Here is a 17,119-nt window from a genome sequence, read left to right on the forward strand (position 1 = left end):
GGAAAAACACATGTTAGCTAAAAGAATACATAGCATAAGTAAACAGATTTCTCCTAAAGGTATTTCTTTAAGTGTGATACTTAAGAGATTAGAGATTTCTCGTTCAACCTTTTATTATAAAACAACTAAATTTTCTAAAGATAAGATTTTACGGGAAAGGATAAGGCAATTAGCCATGATTTATAAAACTTATGGTTACAAAAAAATTACTGTGCTTCTTAAGAAAGAGGGTTTTAATGTAAATCACAAAAAGGTTTATCGGATTTGGAAAGAAGAGGGATTTAATAGATATGGTTTCTTTAAGAGCAAGAGGCGGCATAAGACAAGGCAAAAAGAATTCAATCCTGCTCCTGCTACCTATGCCGGAGAAATTTTGGCAATGGATTTTATCCATGACAGTCTCGAAAATGGAAGGGCTTTTAGAGTGTTCAATGTAATAGATGTTTATTCCAGGAGGGCATTTGAGCCTGTGGTTGGCTTTAGTATTAGTGGTAAAGTTGTATCTGAGCATCTTGAAGAACTTTTTAGACTATACGGGCCTCCCAAAATGATAAGACGTGACGATGGGCCTGAATTTAAATCAAAACATTTCAAGGCACTTATACATAGATGGAATATAGAAGAGGAAGTGATACCACCTGGACAGCCATTTAATAATGGTCATATGGAAAGCTTTCACAAGCTTTTGCGCCTTGAATGCTTGAATAGAGAGATATTTAGTGATATTTTTGAGGCAAGGGAAAAGATAAACAACTGGATAGAGGATTACAACACTTGCAGATTACACAGTGCACTTGGATACAAAACACCAAAGGAAATATGGGAAAAAGGCAGAGAATAAAAGATTCTTTAACCCTAACATTGGTGATGTCCAAGTTAGGGGGTCGTTATAACGACCCCCTAACACTAACAGTGTCCAAAATTTGGGGGCATCCCACTCCCACCACGCAATACCTTACCATCTACCGCTAAACCTTTGCCTTTAAAACATTTTTGGCTTATTAACCAATTGCTAATCCCTCTATCAAATTCATCTGCATCAATACTGTGTATTGTCCTCCTTATAGTAGGTTCACTTGGTGGCTCATCTCTTCTAGCACCAAATCTCTTTAATATCTCCTTTGGTAAACCCTTTGTCCATTGCCCAATTGCTAAAAAACTCCTTGCCCCACACAGCACAAACACTAATCCCTAAAACCACATCCAAAGGATGTCTTATACCCCTGGTTCCTTGGCTCTGTTATCTTGCCTATTTCAGAAATAAGGGACTCTATAGGAAAATCCCTTAAAGCCTCCATAAAATCCCTCCTGTATAAAAGATTGAAATCATATGGCAAAATCTCTGCCTTTAAAAGAGCTTTTGCATCCTTAAAGAGTGGATAAACAAATACCCCTTTGGAATGGTTATTTGGATAATAATGCCTGTTACGTTACCCCAAAAGTGCTACCCATCTATCCCTTAAAGTAGTAATATAATGAATATTTTTCCCTGGCATCCGTTTATAACCAAGATAGTGATATTTATTCATCAATTCCTTCCATAGAGAAAACTCTTCCTTTCTAATAGGCCTTATTTTTACTTCACGCAAAATATTCTTTTCATCTATTAATTTACTTATAACACAAAAGGGAGGAAAAAGCCGGAGGGTTTTAATATCTGTTAAAAAAACAAATTATTTCGTGACTTTGACGTAGTCCTGCCTTCAAGGTGGCTTTCACCAATCTTGATGGCACTTCACAATCTGCTTTTTAAAAAGTAGAGTTGGGTAAAGGGGAAAAGTTTTTTCTTTAATTATTAAGCTTAAAAATATTAAAATTAAAGAGGAAGGCAAAAAAGAAGTTTTTCTTTGACCGCAACCCTTAAAAAATGATTTTTTATAATATGCGTAAGGTCAGTTACTATATTTGGGGGGTTCTTTTAAAGTTATTACGAATTTGAGGAGCTCACCTTACCTTTCTTTTTAGAAAGCTTTTAAAAATTCTGGGAAAAATCTTATTAAAACACTACTTGACACAAGGTATTTCTATGATACAAGTAAATTTCAAACGCAAAGGAGGAGAAGGTAGTGGCATATCACAAGTCGGCAATTAAACGCATTAGACAAACAGAAAAAAGGACCAAGCGCAATCGTTTTTATAAAACTAGGGTAAAGAATGTGATTAAAGAAGTGCGTCTGGCTATCACTTCAAAAGCAGTGGAGGAAGCAGAAAAGGCCTTACAAAAGGCCATTCCTATAATTTCTAAAGCTGCTTCTAAAGGAGTATTACATAAGCGAAATGCAGCGAGAAAAATTTCTCGGCTGACAAAACAGGTTAATCTTTTAAAACAAGGCTATCAAAATACACAATAAAAAAATCTCTAAGATTTCTTAGATATCACTTTTTCACCTATTACAAAATGGATATAAATGCTAATAGAATCAATTGGATAGCCAATATTTTTAAAATCCTGGGCAGTAAAGTTTACATTTTGAGGTTGTTTTTATCCCTATATTATTGCAATTTATTTATACTTGCTTTATGCAGGTGAAAACGAAATCTATCTTTTCCTTTCTGGCATTTCATTGGCCATAGCCATAATCATTCGTCAGACGGCTACTCCTTTGCTTATACATTTTCTGCTCTTTATTTTTCTCCAGAGCAAGAAAATACTCAGGGATAGCCTTATCTTTCTTACGGGAACATTTCTACCTTTATTTGCAATTTTACTTTATGGCTGCCTTGATATAGGCATACATCCTTTTTTATCAAATAGGAGGATACAGATTAACTACTGCCTCTATATTTCTAGGGCCCTGGTGGTGGCATTTTTTTCTGATCTTGGCTGCCTTTTTCAGTTTACCCTCTTCAAATCTCTCTTATCAGACAAGTCTTTAAGACCATCCCTAAATATTATTTACCTGTAAGGTCTATTCCATTTGATAATACTCACATCATTATTTGGAAGAAAAAGGATTAAACATTGACTTGAATTTCGTTATAAATTGTATTACTCAAGTTTTCTACAGAGGGATACCCCTTTTTATTTTTTATTCACTTTTTTCATCTTCTAATTCACAAACCCATTTTTCTTTAAGTTCCTCAATTTGGTCTTTATAATTATCTATTGACTGTTCTAGCCCGCAATCACGGCAGACTACTTTGGCATTGGCTCAACGCCCTTTTATCTCAGCTTTACCCCCACAAATGAGACAGCGCAGTGTTTCCATGATTTTATATCTTAAATACTGCCCCTTGACTAGCTGAGGTAACTAAAGAGGCATATCTTACTGCATATCCTTCAGTGATTTTAGGGGCTAAGGGCTGCCAAGCCTTTTTTCTTCTGACCAACTCTTGTTCTGTAACTTTCAAATCTAGTCTCCTTTCAGGAATATTGATTTCAATTAAATCCCCTTCTTCTACTAAGGCAATAGGTCCTCCAGCGGCTGCTTCTGGAGAGACATGGCCAATAGCTGCTCCTCTAGTGCCTCCACTAAACCTACCATCAGTAATAAGAGCTACCTCTTTATCTAAACCCATACCCACAATGGCCGAAGTAGGGGTAAGCATTTCCCGCATACCTGGCCCACCCTTTGGTCCCTCATAGCGGATTACTACTACATCCCCTGGCTCAATTTTCCCTTCTAGAATAGCCTCTGTGGCAGATTCTTCATCATTGAAGTTCTTTGCCCTTCCTGTAAACACTTTCATTTCTTTCATCACTGCAGATTGTTTTATCACCGCTCCTTCAGGCGCGAGGTTCCCATACAAAATAGCTAGGCCCCCTTCTGGTTCATAAGGATTATCTATGGGACGGATTACAGAGGTATCTTTATTTTGTGCTTGAGCAATATTTTCGCCTAATGTCTTACCCGTAACAGTTAACACTTCTAAATGTAAAAGATTAATCTTAGCCAACTCTTTCATTACTGCTGGAATACCACCGGCTCTATCTAAATCTTCTAGAAAATGTGGACCTCCAGGACGCAAGTTACAAATATGAGGCACCTTATGGCTCATTTCATCAAATATACTCAAAGAAAGAGGGACTTTGGCTTCGTGAGCAATGGCCATCAGGTGTAAAACTGTATTGGTTGAACATCCCAGAGCCATATCCACACAAATAGCATTTTTAAAGGCCTTTGAAGTAGCTATATCTCTGGGTTTAATTTCTGCCTCTACTAATTTCACAATCTGTCTGCCTGCTTCCTTTGCTAACCTTATTCTTCCTGCCATTACTGCTGGTATGGTGCCATTGCCAGGAAGGGACAAACCAATGGCTTCACTTAAGCAATTCATAGAGTTAGCCGTAAACATCCCTGCACATGAACCACATCCAGGACAGGCTACATTTTCTAATTCGGCCAACTCGGCTGGGCTCATTTTTCCTGCCTTTACTGCGCCTACTCCCTCAAAAACAGAAATCAAATCTACCCTATTACCTCTCCAAATACCAGATAACATAGGGCCACCACTGACAATGATGCTGGGGATGTTTAACCTTAAGGCCGCCATTAACATCCCTGGAATGATTTTGTCACAGTTAGTAACTAAAACTAAACCATCAAAGGGTTGTCCCATAGCCATGACTTCAATAGAATCAGCAATGATTTCTCTGCTCATTAGACTATATTTCATCCCTTCATGGTGCATGGCTGTTCCATCACACATACCAATTACCCCAAACTCCATGGGGGTCCCTCCGGCCATCCTTACCCCTGCTTTGACTGCTTGAGTGATTTTATCCAGATGAATATGGCCAGGAATTAGTTCATTGCCTGCATTCACTACCCCAATCAATGGCCGTTTTAATTCTTCATCAATGTAACCCATGGCCTTAAACAAAGACCGATGAGGGGCCTTAGCCAAACCTTCCACCATCCGCCGACTGCGCAATTTCATGTTTTGCCTCCGAGTGAAAATTTTTGACAAAGTTTAAAAAGATTTATAAGAAATATCAAGTTTAGTATTAAATAAAATTAGATGCTACATTACTCAAACGTCTTAAGGATAATTGACCTCAAATTAACTATATTATGTGGTATGCTCTTTTGCTTTGGTCTGCTTGTTTCTCCTTGGGTGTTTAAAAAGCAGCTAAAAATATTTCTTTTCTTCCCTTTATGGATCTGGAGATTGGGAAAGAGATATTTAAGTCCCCATGACCCTTTTTTAAAAATTTTCCTCTTTATATTTTTCTTTAATTCCCTTTCATTATTTGCCAACCTAATCTCAGGATTTTTGTTAGGATTCCCAATTATATTTGCTATTCTCCTTGGGATAAATGTAGGTATAATTATCCTGACAGAGACAGGAAGATTGGACTATATAGCAATTTTTTTAAATCCTGTTTCTCTGTTTGAACTACCTGCTGCCTGGATTAGCCTTTCTATGGGTATAAAAATCAGTATATCCCTTTATCCTAATTTTTTGTTTTGGTCCTCACTCCAAATGTTTTATAAGGGACTTTATGTATATTTCCTTGTAATAATACCCCTTTTGATCATTTCTGGCCTTATAGAAACAAGTTTAATAAAGGCATTCACCAAAAATTAAACAAAATTTGTCACTAAATAAACAAAAATTGCTACCTAAATATTGTTTTTTTCCTAATACAGTAATAAAATAAACAAGGCACAAAATTTGCTTTAAATAAATTATAAATTAGAAACAATAATTATGAAAAACGAGAATAAGACCAAAAAACAACTCATAAATGAGTTGGAAAAAAAACGGCAAAAGATTGCTGAATTGGAAGCAACACTGGAAAAATATCGTTCTGTAGTGGAGTCTAGTGAAGACCATATATATTTAGTAGATAGAAATTGTAACTATTTATTCATGAATTCAAAACACCTATCCAGGCTTGGTTTAAAAAATGAGCAATTCATAGGTAAACCATACGGTGCATTTCATACACCTCAAGAAACAGAAGATTTTACCAAAAAGGTTCACCAAGTCTTAGAAACTGGGAAATCACTATCTTACGAATATAAAAGTATAAGAGATGGCAAATATTACATCCGCACTTTAAGCCCTATAAAAGACCCTAGGAGCGGCCAAATAACGGCTATCGGTGTAATTTCAAAAAATATTACTCACTATAGGAAAGCACAAGAAAGAATTAAGTATCTTAGTTTCCACGACGTCTTAACTGGTGTATACAATCGGGCCTATTTTGAAGAAGAGCTAAAACGGCTCAATACTCCGCGGAAATACCCTATAGGTGTTATTATGGTAGATATTGATAACCTCAAGTTTGTCAATGACAACTTCGGCCATGCCAAAGGAGATGAACTTTTAAAGCGTTTAGCAAACATCCTCTCTTCTATATTTCGCAAGGAAGATGTGGTAGCTCGCATAGGAGGTGATGAGTTTGTTATCATTTTGCCAAACGTTAATGAAGACACTGTTCGGTCTCTTTGTAAACGGGTTAATGATGCCTGTGAGGGGAGTAATCAAAAATCTGAATTAAAGCTGAGCGTTTCTTTAGGGTATGCTGTCCAATATGGCCAATATAAAAATATGGAAGAGGTGTTAAAAAAAGCAGACCAACATATGTATAGAAATAAACTACTTGGCGAGACAGTTGCACAAAAACACTTAATTGATTCCTTTAAGCTTATGTTAGCTAGACGGGATTTATATACCCTAAAACATTATGAACAAAAGCAATTTTTTGCTACCTCCCTGAGCAAAGAAATAGGCCTTCCATCAGATAAAATAAAAGAAGTGAGACTGTTGGCTACTTTACATGATATTGGTAAAATTGGTATAGCCGATTTAATATTGCACAAACCAGGAAAGTTATCTCCTGAAGAATGGGAGATTATGAAGACCCACTGTGAAATAGGCTATTCTCTGGCGAAGGCTATCCCAGAATTAAATCCTATTGCCGAAGATATTCTTTATCACCATGAGCGATGGGATGGGAAAGGATACCCTAAAGGGTTAAAAGGAGAAGAAATCCCACTATTGGCCAGGATAGTAACCATTGTAGATGCCTATAGTGCCATGCTGTGTGATCGTCCTTACAGAAAGGCTATGTCAAAACAGGAGGCTTTGGAAGAGATTAAAAAGGGTGCAGGCGGTCAATTTGACCCACGATTGGTAGAGTTATTTTTGAAAATAGTAGGAGAAAATAGTTAACAGGTATCCTTTTTAAAGGAGATTTCGGGGTTGTGACTTATAAAAGCAAAATTGGTGCCGGAGGTGGGATTTGAACCCACACGGGCATAAAGCCCAGGGGATTTTGAGTCCCCCGTGTCTTCCATTCCACCACTCCGGCGGCAACTAAATTATAAAAAATCTCTTATGTATTGTCAAATAAGGGTGGTAGCGTTGATTTTCGGCAATAAACATGCTATTTTTTAAAAATTATTTTTTAGGGTAATCTGATGGGAAAAAACAATGTAATTTTTCTAGAAGTTATTGAGTGGTTTGATATTACCGGAAAGGAACTTGTACATCGTATTCCAGAAGATGGATCAGGCGAGACAAAACTTGGAGCACAGTTAATTGTGCGGGATAATCAAGCAGCAGTATTTTTTTATAACGGCCGGGCCTATGATGCCATCGGTCCTGGTCGCCACACCCTATCTACTAAAAATATTCCTATTCTGACCAAAGTGTTGAGTATACCTTGGGGATTTACCAGTCCCTTTAGGGCAGAAGTCTATTTTACCAATATGAAAATATTTCCCAATCTAAAATGGGGAACAAGAGACCCTGTTGCTTTTAGAGACTCAGAACTTGGACTTGTTCGGCTCCGTGCCTTTGGTATATTCAACATCCAGATTGTTCAGCCTGTTTTATTTGTAAATAGCTTGGTTGGCACCCAAGGTGTTTATACCACTGAGGAAATTGAAGATTTTCTCAGCCGAGTTATTGTCTCTAGATTTAATGATCATATTGGAGAACAATTAGATACAATTTTGAACTTACCTAGTAGATATGACGAGTTAGCCACAGGATTACAGCAAAGACTAAGAGAAGACTTCTCACGATATGGTCTGCGGTTAGCTAGTCTTTACATTAATTCTATTACGCCACCTCCTGAGGTGCAACAAGCTATTGACGACAAGGGACGTTTGGCCATATTGGGAGATTTAAATAAGTTTATTAAAATGAAGGCAGGAATGGCTATGGAAACTGCGGCCGAGGGTAGAGGGACTGCAGAGGGTGGACTTGGCTTGGGTTTAGGATTAATGATGCCGGGGTTTCTTATGGGAGCGATGGGGCAGAAAATACAGACTTCATCCCTTGCATGTCCTGAATGTCATCAACCTGTACCTCAAGATGCTAGGTTTTGTCCCTTTTGTGGTCATCAGTTAGCTATCATTCATAAGTGCCAAAATTGTGGGAAAAATTTACCTCCTAATGCTGTTTTCTGTCCGCGGTGTGGCCAACCTGTTAACCAAAAACCAACTTCTATTAAATGTCCTCATTGTGGGGGTGAAAACTTACCAGAGGCTGTCTTTTGCAACTTTTGCGGTGAAAAATTGAAATAATGCAAAAATGGCACATCCAGACAAATTGTCCCCAGTGTGGTGCCCCGGTTTGTCTCAAAGAAACGCAACGTGTCTTAAATTGTGAATATTGTAAGACCAGGCTTTATCTTTTTTCGCAACCTTTTTTCTGCTATATGTTCTCTCCAAAAGACCCTGAAGCTCAAGTTCTTTTTATTCCATTCTGGCGCATCAAGGGCATTACCTTTTCACTTAAAATGCCTCCTAAAATAGAAGCTAAAATAATTGATAAAACTCTTATGGCCATTGATATACCCTTGGCTTTTACTTCTTTAGGTGTACGTCCTCAAGCTGTGAACTTGGAATTTGCTAATATGGAAAAGGGAGGTATTTTTTTATTCCCCCAAATGGGCTTTAAAGAAGTTTTCCATAAGCTAAAAGAAAAGCCGACAGACAAAGATGGTGTTCCAGAAAAGATTTATAACATAAATACTTTTGGGGATAAAATATTTCATTATATCCACAGAAAAATTAATAAAAACATAAAAAAAGGAATGAAAGAGGCATCTGTCAAAATTGTTTTTAGCGATTTTCTTGGTGAAGCAGTAAGCCTTATCTATTTTCCCCTAATTATTGAAAAAAACAACCAAAGAGTTATTTTAAAGGATGGACTCTCAGGACAAAACATCGGTAATTTAACTAAAGAAGGTTTAAATTGTCTAAAAAAGAAACGAATCTCCAAATTGCCTACATTACAATTTTTACCCCTAATTTGCCCCCAATGTGGTTGGGACATGCCTTGTAATGAAGAAGCATGGGCCGTGTTTTGCCATCACTGCGGTCAGGGTTGGTATGTGTCACAGAATAAATTTAAAAAGCTAGATTATAAAACAGCCAAAACAGAGCAAGAAGTATTTTATTTGCCATTTTGGCGTATTAATGCTACTGTGCCTGATTTTTCTCTCTATACCCAAGCGGATTTAATTCGTTTCTCTAACCTACCCAAAATAATAAAAGACCATCATAAAAAATCTCCATTCCATATTTACGTTCCTGCCTTTAAAATCAATCCTCGTCAGTTTTTACACATGGCTAAATCCATCACCCTTGCTCAACCTGATTATTCCTATCTCCACCAGCCTGTATCCAATGCCCATCATGTACTCTTGCCTCCAACAGAGGCTTTAAACTCTGTAAAATTGGTAATAGCCAGCATAGGCACATTAAAAAAACACTTTTTCCCTAAATTGCCAAGGATAAAACCAAAGATAGATAAAATTACTCTGGTTTTTTTGCCCTTTACCCAAAAAGGGATTGATTTGGTCCTTTTATACCAAGCTATGAATATATCCATCCCAGCCAATGCCTTAAAATGGGGAGATTTTTTATAAATGGTTACTTATGTCTATGGCTTCCATCCTGTAATAGAATTGCTTACCTCTCAACCTTCAAAGGTAAAAAAACTGATTTTAGCCAAAGAAATAAAGACCAGCAAAAGACAAAAATTGCTTATACTAGCCCAAGAAAAGGATGTGCCGGTAAAGATTTATCCCAGGATGTATTTAGACAAACTACTTGAAAAAACTACATCAAAACCTGTCCACCAAGGAATATTAGCAGTCTTAAAAGAATTTTCCTTTTGTGAATTAGAAACACTAATAAGCTCCCGTTTATTACTGGCCTTAGACCACATTCAGGATCCCCAAAATTTGGGGAATATCATTCGCAGTGCCTATGCCTTTGGGGTGGATGGAGTGATTTTACCTAAAGATAGGTCAGTAAGCATTACCCCTTCTGTCATAAAAGCCTCGGCTGGAGCAGTAATAAAAGTGCCCATTTCACGCATAACAAATCTGGCTCAAACCCTAGATAAACTTAAGTCCAAAGGGTTTTGGATTGTAGGTACAGTGGTTAAGGATGGTATACCATTGTGGGATTTTAAACCTCCCTTCCCTCTTGTAGTAGTGGTAGGGCATGAGCAAAAGGGCCTAAGCAGACTTATTAGAGAAAAGTGCGACTTTCTTATCACCATTCCTATGAAAAGCAATATTGGTTCTTTAAATGTAGCCATAGCTACTGCTGTCTGTCTGTATGAAATCTTTGCTAAATTTAAAGGGCATGAATAAACCCTGTTGCCTTTTAATCAATCCTTGGATATACGATTTTGCTGCCCATGATTTTTGGGCCAAACCCTTGGGTTTACTCTATATTGCGGCCTGGCTTAGGAAAAATAATTGGAAAATTTATATGATAGATTGTCTTAATCCTCATCACCCTCAGATGCCCTTTGAACCCCAAGTCCGCTCAGCTACCCGTAAGCATAATGGCACAGGCAAATTTTTCCGCCAAATAATTCCTAAACCTAGCTTTTTGAGTCATGTACCTAGAAATTATTATCGTTATGGGCTTACTTATAGACTTTTCTTAAAAGAACTAAGTCGGATACCAAAGCCAGATGTAATTTTAGTCACATCAGGTATGACTTATTGGTATCCTGGAGTGTTTGCGGTCATTAATATTTGCAAAAAAATGTGGCCAGATGTGCCTGTAATTTTAGGTGGTATTTATGCTACAGTGTGTTATGAGCATGCAGTTGAATATTCTAAGGCCGATTTTGTAATTAAAGGACCTGCAGAAATAACTCTACCTTCTATTTTAGAAAAAATGAGTTATCCTAAATTGGAATGCTTCTCTGACTCTTTATATCCTGCCTTTGACCTCCTCTTACCTCTGGATTATGTTTGTATCTTAACCTCTCGTGGCTGTCCTTTTCATTGTGCTTACTGTGCATCCAATCTTCTTTTTCCTACCTTTTATCAAAGATCTCCAGAAGATGTAATTAAAGAAATACTTTTTTGGCATCAGAAATTTAATATTAAAGAATTTGCCTTTTATGACGATGCGCTGTTAGTAAATCCTGAACAACACGCTATACCTTTATTCAAAATGTTGGCAGAGAGAAAAATGAATGCTAACTTTCATACTCCAAATGGTCTTCATGCCCGTTTTATCACTTCCCAAATAGCTAAGTTGATGTATCAAGCTGGGGTAAGAACAGTGAGATTAGGACTGGAAACAGCAAGTTTTAAAAGATATGACCAAAAATTGACTAGAGAGGAGTTTACTCAAGCCGTCTATTATCTTTTAGAAGCAGGTTTTAGTCCAAAACAAATTGGGGCTTATATCTTAATAGGTTTACCTGAACAAAACATTTCAGAAATAGAAGAAACCATCACCTTTGTCCAAAAATTAGGTATTATTCCTCGGCTGGCTGAGTATTCTCCTATTCCAGGCACAAGGCTTTTTAAAAAGGCCATACTTAATAGTGAATATGACTTAATTAATGAGCCCTTAACTCATAATAATTCTCTTCTTCCTTGTGCTTCTAAAACATTCTCTTTTGAGGTTCTTAATAGATTAAAAAGAAAAATTTGGCACACCTCTTGCATATAGATAAAAGATGTGTTATTTTATAATCAAGAAGTAAATAAAAAAGTTAAAAGGAGAGAAAGTAAAGTATGAAAGCAGTTGCCAAAAAAGATACAAAATTTGGGGAAAAAATAAGTTTAAGACAACTCCACCCTTTTAAAGATTATGCAGTGGAGTGTCTGGGACTTAATGAACGGGAAGCAAAATTGTGCACTTTCTTAAACATTAAAACTTTGGGTAATTTAGCAGAAACTCCAGTAAGTAAGGCATTGGCTATCCGGAACTTGTGGCATAGGTCTGTGGAAAGCTTAATGGAAAAATTGACACAATTTGTCACAAATTGGCACGAGATAGAAAGGGATTTTCTGAATACTCCATTTACAGAAATATTACAAAAACTGACTAGGTATATCCCTGAAAAGGAAAGAGTATTTTTTGTCAGACGTTATTTTTATGGTGAAACTCTGAGCGAAATTGGAAGAGACTATGGGATGACACGTGAAGGAGTGAGACAAAAGTTACTAAAGGCACAGCGAAGTCTCCAAACTCCAAATTGGGAAGAATTGGTTGAACGCTATGTGGAGAGGCATCTTGTGCCTTTGTTCAAAGATGACAAAGGTAACTTCTTGCCCAGGAGAGAAATAAAAAAACAAATTGAAACTCGTTTTAAAGAGGTTTTACCAGTAGCCTGTGCAACTTTTGTGCTCCTTGAACAGTTGTATTTTAGCCGCAAACGGACAGAAAGTGCTAAAGTAGTAAGAATTTGTCGGAAATTCTTGGAGAGAATAATAAAACGCACTTTTGATGCTCGGTATCGTCGTGCCTGTCGTCAAGGAGAAATTGGAAAGAAAATCAGAACATTAAGGCACCTTCAGGGATGGACTCAAACAGATTTGGCTAGACGGCTTAAATGTGCTAGGATTACTGTTAATATGTGGGAAAAAGGCAAGTCCATACCTAAAAGAAAAAACATAGAGAAGATTGCACGGATATTTGGATTATCTAAGGAAGCCCTCTTAATGGGATAAAGTCCTTAAGAGGGCTGCTTTAATTTTTCCTCACTTTTTCAAATTGAAACAAAAAAGTTGCACTGTTGCAATTAACGTTAAAAAGTTTGTCCAATATTTAAAGTAGGAAACTCCTGAATAGTGTCAAACTCAACTCCAAAATGCCATTTGTTTATATCTGCTTTTTGTATCCACACCACCCTTCCAGTCAATGCATAAAACTTTTCCACTCCAATGGCTAATTCTAAACGGCTAGAAGATGGTGGATTTTTATCTGTCTCTATTAAAGCTCCTTTTACACTTAAATTACGAATTCTACCTATACCATTATCGTTGTAAAATACTAAATTTAGAGTTTTCTTTCTAGGATAACGCCTTCTTTCAGGCATAAACACCTATTAATACCACATAATTGACTTTTAGTCAAATATAAATTTTACCAGGACTTTCCCCAGAATTTTCAGAAGCTTTCCGAAAAGAAAGGTAAGGTAAGCTCCTCAAATCCGTAATAACTTTAAAAGAAAACCCACAAATCTGTCTGCCCCCGCCGGCTGTCGGCAGACAGGCCTGCCTGTCGGCAGACAGGCTTGACAGAAAAATAGTCTCTTAAAGAAAAAATTTCTTTTTTCGCCTTCCTCTTTAATATTTTTAAGCTTAATAATTAAAGGAAAAAGAGAAAGTGCGCTTTTTAGTTAAGGTAGGGTGGAGCAAAATGGTAACTGTTCAGGCATGGATGCTAGATAATGTATATCTATAGCTTTTCTTTAAGCGCCTTTTTTGTGGTCTTAAGCAAGTCAGGTAAGGAATATGGCTTCTGAAGAAATGGAAATCCCCATTGTTGAATCTTATCCCAACCTGCTTTTTCATCCCTATATCCACTCATAAATAACATTTTACTCTGGGGTTTGACTTTAAGAATGTGTTCTGCTAACTGGGTTCCTTTTTTATCAGGTAGTATTAGATCGGTCAAAATAAGGTCAAAATCTCCTTGTTTTCTTTCAAATATATCTAATGCCTCTTGGGCAGTGGCACAGGCAAAGACTATGTAACCATTTTCAGAGAGTCCTCTTTCTGTAAACTCTCTTACAGCAGTATCGTCTTCTATCAACAAGATACGCTCTCCCTGGCCTTTGAAAGCTTCTAGAGAAACCAAACTTTCTTTATCTTTGATGGGCTTTAAAGGTATAGCAGGCAAATACACCCTAAAAGTAGTTCCTTGCCCTTTAAAACTTTCTACTTCAATCCATCCCTGGTGCTGTTTGACAATCCCATAAACTACTGAAAGACCAAGGCCTGTGCCTATTCCAGGTTCCTTGGTAGTAAAGAATGGTTCAAAGATGTGTTTTAGAGTTTTTTGGTCCATTCCTATTCCTGTATCTTTTACAGAAAGACAAATAAAATTCCCACACCTAGCCTCTGGTTGGATTTTCAGGTATGATTCATCTATATGAATATTTTGAGTACTAATCAGAATTTCTCCTCCCTCTGGCATGGCATCCCTAGCATTAATAACCAGGTTCATAATCACTTGCTCTATATTTCCAGGATCAGTCTCAGTAGGCCAGAGCCCATCTATAAGCTCAGTTTTTAAAGAAATATTCTCTCCTATTAGGCGATTAAGCATTTTTATCATATTTTGGATGGTGATATTTAAGTCAATGGGCTTCATATCCATAGGTTGTTTTCTACTAAAAAGAAGCAATTGGCGGGTAAGACTGGCTGCCTGCAAGGCACAGCGATGAATCTCTTTTATATCTTGATAAACTGGGTCATGTTCTTTGATTTTCATTAGACTGAGTTCAGTAAACCCCTGAATACCGGTAAGCAAGTTATTAAAATCATGGGCTACTCCACCGGCCAACCTGCCTATGGCCTCCATCTTTTGTGCCTGAATAAGCTGTTCTTGAGTAGTTTTCAATTCTTGGTAAGCACGCTGGGTTTCCTTAAATAATCTTGCATTCTCAATGGCGCTAGAGACATGACTTGAAAATACGTCAGCCAGGTTGCGCTGCTCTGAAGTGAAGCCATCTTTGCGCCTTGAGAGGAAACAATAGATGCCAAAAAAACGTTGGTAATAAATCAAAGGCACTATATAAGCTGAACCAATAGGGAGGCCTTCCAAAATAGGTTCTTTATTTAGGTCGGGGATATAAATTGGTTTTTTGCTAACTGCTGCTAAGGCTAAAGGGCTACTACTTGGGTCTGAACAAGATATTATAGTGCCTATTTTTTCCTGTGAAATACCCACCATAGCAAGTATCTCCAGGGTGTTTTTAAGCTCATCATACCACCACAAAATGCCCATTTTTGCCCCCACAACTCTACAAGCAGAAGGAAGTGCCTGTTTAGCCAAATCCACTTCCTCACCGAGTTGTGCGAAATTAAAGGTTACATCAGCCAGCACCTCCATATTTTGCGCCCGTTTCTTGGCCTCTTCATAAAGACGGGCATTTTGGACTGAGATAGCTGCCTGCCCTGCTAGGGTAGTAAAGAAATTCATATCTTCTTTGCTGAATTCTTTAGGTTGAGTAGTAAGTAGATGAAGCACACCTATAGGCTTGTCCTGGACTACCAGGGACACTCCTATATAAGAACATAGATTATACTTTCTAATGATATTCCGGTGATTCTGCAGTCTAGGGTCAGACTTCACATCATAAATAATCACCGGTTTCTTCTCAACCCCAAGTTGGTATAAAAGACTATCAGATAGACCAAAAGCCTCTCCCTCTATGCTTACATCGCCTGGAAGATGAGTCCTAGCCAGTATAGTGCGTTTTTGTCCCCAGTCCATCAGGCTTATTCCAACGGCATCCACCCAGATGTGGGGACTAATCTTTTCAAGGACTACTTTAATAATTCCCTCCATAGATAGGTTAGCCGAGATGGCCATATCAATTTCCCGTAAGGTAGTCAGGCGGGCTAATCTCTCTTGGGCAGTGCGATAGAGGTGTGCATGTTGTAACATAAAAGTCAAGCTATTTGTCAAAGTGGAAAGCATATCAATTTGTTCTTGAGAAAAGGCATTAGGCCTTTCTGAGGCCAGAATAAGTATGCCCAAAAACTCCTTTTTTAATTTTAAGGGAACGATTACCCAGCTCTTTATTCCTTCTTTTTTTAGGGCTATTTCTAAACGAGAAGAGGGATCAGGGAGGCTATTCCAGCCTATGGTAATTTTGCTGACAGAAGGAATATCTTCAATGGCTAAATCCCCTGCCCAGGCCATAAAGGTTTCTGAAAAACCAAATTGTTTTTTTATGATTAATCGGTCATCTTCTCTAAGGCCCACTCCTGTCTTTTCTCCACCTGTTATATCCAGGATTTCTTTAAGTGCGTTCTCCAACCTCCTTTCTAAATCAAGGGTTTCGAGCATAGCATCTGTAATTCTTTTATAGGCTCCTAGTTCTTTTATTCGCTGGGCAAGCGAGGACTCAGCAGTTTGTTTGTCTTCCTCTAGTTCCTTCATCTGGATATGAAGGGCTTCGGTAGCCTGTTTCCTTAAAGTAATGTCCTGAGCGTGGACAATGGTAGCTACCCGTGTTTTACCATCTTGGGCATAGATATTAGCCAAATTGCATAAAAGGATACGTTCTTTCCCATCTTTACAGCAGATAGGCACTTCCAATGACACTAATTGCTCACCTTTTAAGGTTTGCTCAAACTTTTTAAGTGATTCCTCTTTGCTTGTCTGGGTGAATAAAATGTTTGGGGATTTGCCTATTACTTCCTGTGCCTTATAGCCAGTTAGTCGTTCAAAGGCATTATTAAATAGGCTAATTTTACCTTGTTTGTCCCAGACCATAATAGGGGCATTGGCACAGTGGATGAGACTGTTTAAATAGTTTCTGGTCTCTTTTAAGGCCTGCTCACCTTTTAGAGTTTGCTCTCTGAGTGTACTTACGACTAAGCCAACAGTAGTAAACATAAAAAATCGTATAAGGTCTAATCTAAAAGGAACAGGCAATGCTGAAAGTGCATGAGAAATTACCAGCCATCCGCCTAATAGAATAGGTATCAGGATACCTCTTTTCCCCCACCAGAACCCAGCCAAGGCGATAGGAATATAGAAAAGATGGGAAAAGACAACATCAGTACGTAACATGAAATGAGAATAATAAGTTAGGCTTGCGCACACGAAGGTAAGCACTGTTACAATTACTCTTTTATAGTGCTTTCCCAAAGACATATTTTGAGTATAAAATAGAATTAAGTGTGTTTCAAGTTTGAAAAGAGGAGAGC

At 37.7% G+C, this 17,119-nt stretch carries 14 protein-coding genes and 1 tRNA gene; 9 read left to right on the forward strand and 6 right to left on the reverse strand.

Annotated features, from left to right (window positions below):
- Nucleotides 1–10 precede the first annotated feature (10 nt).
- Nucleotides 11–841, forward strand: a complete 831-nt coding sequence (locus HS1_RS08930) for an IS3 family transposase (protein ID WP_066060228.1) — start codon at nt 11–13, stop codon at nt 839–841.
- Between the two features lie 65 nt (nt 842–906).
- Here the strand turns inward: HS1_RS08930 and HS1_RS08935 are convergent, their stop codons facing one another.
- Together HS1_RS08935 and HS1_RS12880 are read right to left on the reverse strand one after the other, a co-directional pair.
- Nucleotides 907–1,185, reverse strand: a complete 279-nt coding sequence (locus HS1_RS08935) for a transposase family protein (RefSeq protein ID WP_066064157.1) — start codon at nt 1,183–1,185, stop codon at nt 907–909.
- Between the two features lie 245 nt (nt 1,186–1,430).
- Nucleotides 1,431–1,589 carry a Druantia anti-phage system protein DruA gene (locus HS1_RS12880; protein ID WP_172793669.1) on the reverse strand — a complete coding sequence of 53 codons (159 nt, stop codon included), beginning with the start codon at nt 1,587–1,589 and terminating at the stop codon, nt 1,431–1,433.
- 477 nt (nt 1,590–2,066) lie between these two features.
- Between HS1_RS12880 and rpsT the strand changes: the two genes are divergently transcribed.
- A complete protein-coding gene (rpsT, locus tag HS1_RS08940) occupies nt 2,067–2,351 on the forward strand; it encodes a 30S ribosomal protein S20 (protein WP_066064160.1) in 285 nt (94 codons plus the stop codon).
- A gap of 862 nt (nt 2,352–3,213) precedes the next feature.
- On the opposite strand, the gene ilvD is transcribed toward rpsT, so the two are convergent.
- On the reverse strand, nt 3,214–4,875 hold the full coding sequence (gene ilvD, locus HS1_RS08950; protein WP_066066555.1) for a dihydroxy-acid dehydratase: 1,662 nt from the start codon (nt 4,873–4,875) through the stop codon (nt 3,214–3,216).
- A 147-nt stretch (nt 4,876–5,022) separates the two neighbouring features.
- On the opposite strand from ilvD, the gene HS1_RS08955 reads away from it, so the two are divergent.
- The gene (locus HS1_RS08955; RefSeq protein ID WP_066064166.1) at nt 5,023–5,532 is read left to right on the forward strand and encodes a stage II sporulation protein M; all 510 of its coding nucleotides are present in this window, start codon (nt 5,023–5,025) and stop codon (nt 5,530–5,532) included.
- Nucleotides 5,533–5,655: 123 nt separating this feature from the next.
- Nucleotides 5,656–7,125, forward strand: a complete 1,470-nt coding sequence (locus HS1_RS08960; protein WP_066064169.1) for an HD-GYP domain-containing protein — start codon at nt 5,656–5,658, stop codon at nt 7,123–7,125.
- 52 nt (nt 7,126–7,177) lie between these two features.
- On the opposite strand, the gene HS1_RS08965 is transcribed toward HS1_RS08960, so the two are convergent.
- Nucleotides 7,178–7,264 (reverse strand) — tRNA-Leu (locus HS1_RS08965).
- 109 nt (nt 7,265–7,373) lie between these two features.
- Here HS1_RS08965 and HS1_RS08970 point away from each other — a divergent pair.
- From HS1_RS08970 to HS1_RS08990, 5 genes are all read left to right on the forward strand, one after another.
- Nucleotides 7,374–8,486 (forward strand): SPFH domain-containing protein, encoded by a 1,113-nt coding sequence (locus HS1_RS08970; protein WP_066064173.1) that lies wholly within the window; start codon nt 7,374–7,376, stop codon nt 8,484–8,486.
- The gene (locus tag HS1_RS08975) at nt 8,486–9,835 is read left to right on the forward strand and encodes a hypothetical protein (protein ID WP_066064176.1); all 1,350 of its coding nucleotides are present in this window, start codon (nt 8,486–8,488) and stop codon (nt 9,833–9,835) included. The genes HS1_RS08970 and HS1_RS08975 overlap by 1 nt, the downstream gene beginning before the upstream one ends.
- Nucleotides 9,836–10,570 (forward strand): 23S rRNA (guanosine(2251)-2'-O)-methyltransferase RlmB, encoded by a 735-nt coding sequence (gene rlmB / locus HS1_RS08980; RefSeq protein ID WP_066064179.1) that lies wholly within the window; start codon nt 9,836–9,838, stop codon nt 10,568–10,570.
- Nucleotides 10,563–11,897, forward strand: coding sequence for a B12-binding domain-containing radical SAM protein (locus tag HS1_RS08985; protein WP_172793670.1), 1,335 nt, complete (start codon nt 10,563–10,565; stop codon nt 11,895–11,897). Before rlmB ends, HS1_RS08985 begins: the two co-directional genes overlap by 8 nt.
- A gap of 65 nt (nt 11,898–11,962) precedes the next feature.
- On the forward strand, nt 11,963–12,901 hold the full coding sequence (locus HS1_RS08990) for a helix-turn-helix domain-containing protein (protein ID WP_066064185.1): 939 nt from the start codon (nt 11,963–11,965) through the stop codon (nt 12,899–12,901).
- Nucleotides 12,902–12,978: 77 nt separating this feature from the next.
- Here the strand turns inward: HS1_RS08990 and HS1_RS08995 are convergent, their stop codons facing one another.
- Entirely contained in the window at nt 12,979–13,269 is a 291-nt protein-coding gene (locus HS1_RS08995) for a PilZ domain-containing protein (protein WP_066064188.1), read from the reverse strand.
- Between the two features lie 362 nt (nt 13,270–13,631).
- Nucleotides 13,632–17,066 (reverse strand): GAF domain-containing protein, encoded by a 3,435-nt coding sequence (locus HS1_RS09000; protein WP_082757754.1) that lies wholly within the window; start codon nt 17,064–17,066, stop codon nt 13,632–13,634.
- Between the last annotated feature and the right edge of the window lie 53 nt (nt 17,067–17,119).

It is taken from the genome of Candidatus Desulfofervidus auxilii (assembly GCF_001577525.1).
Taxonomy (GTDB): Bacteria; Desulfobacterota; Desulfofervidia; order Desulfofervidales; family Desulfofervidaceae; genus Desulfofervidus; species Desulfofervidus auxilii.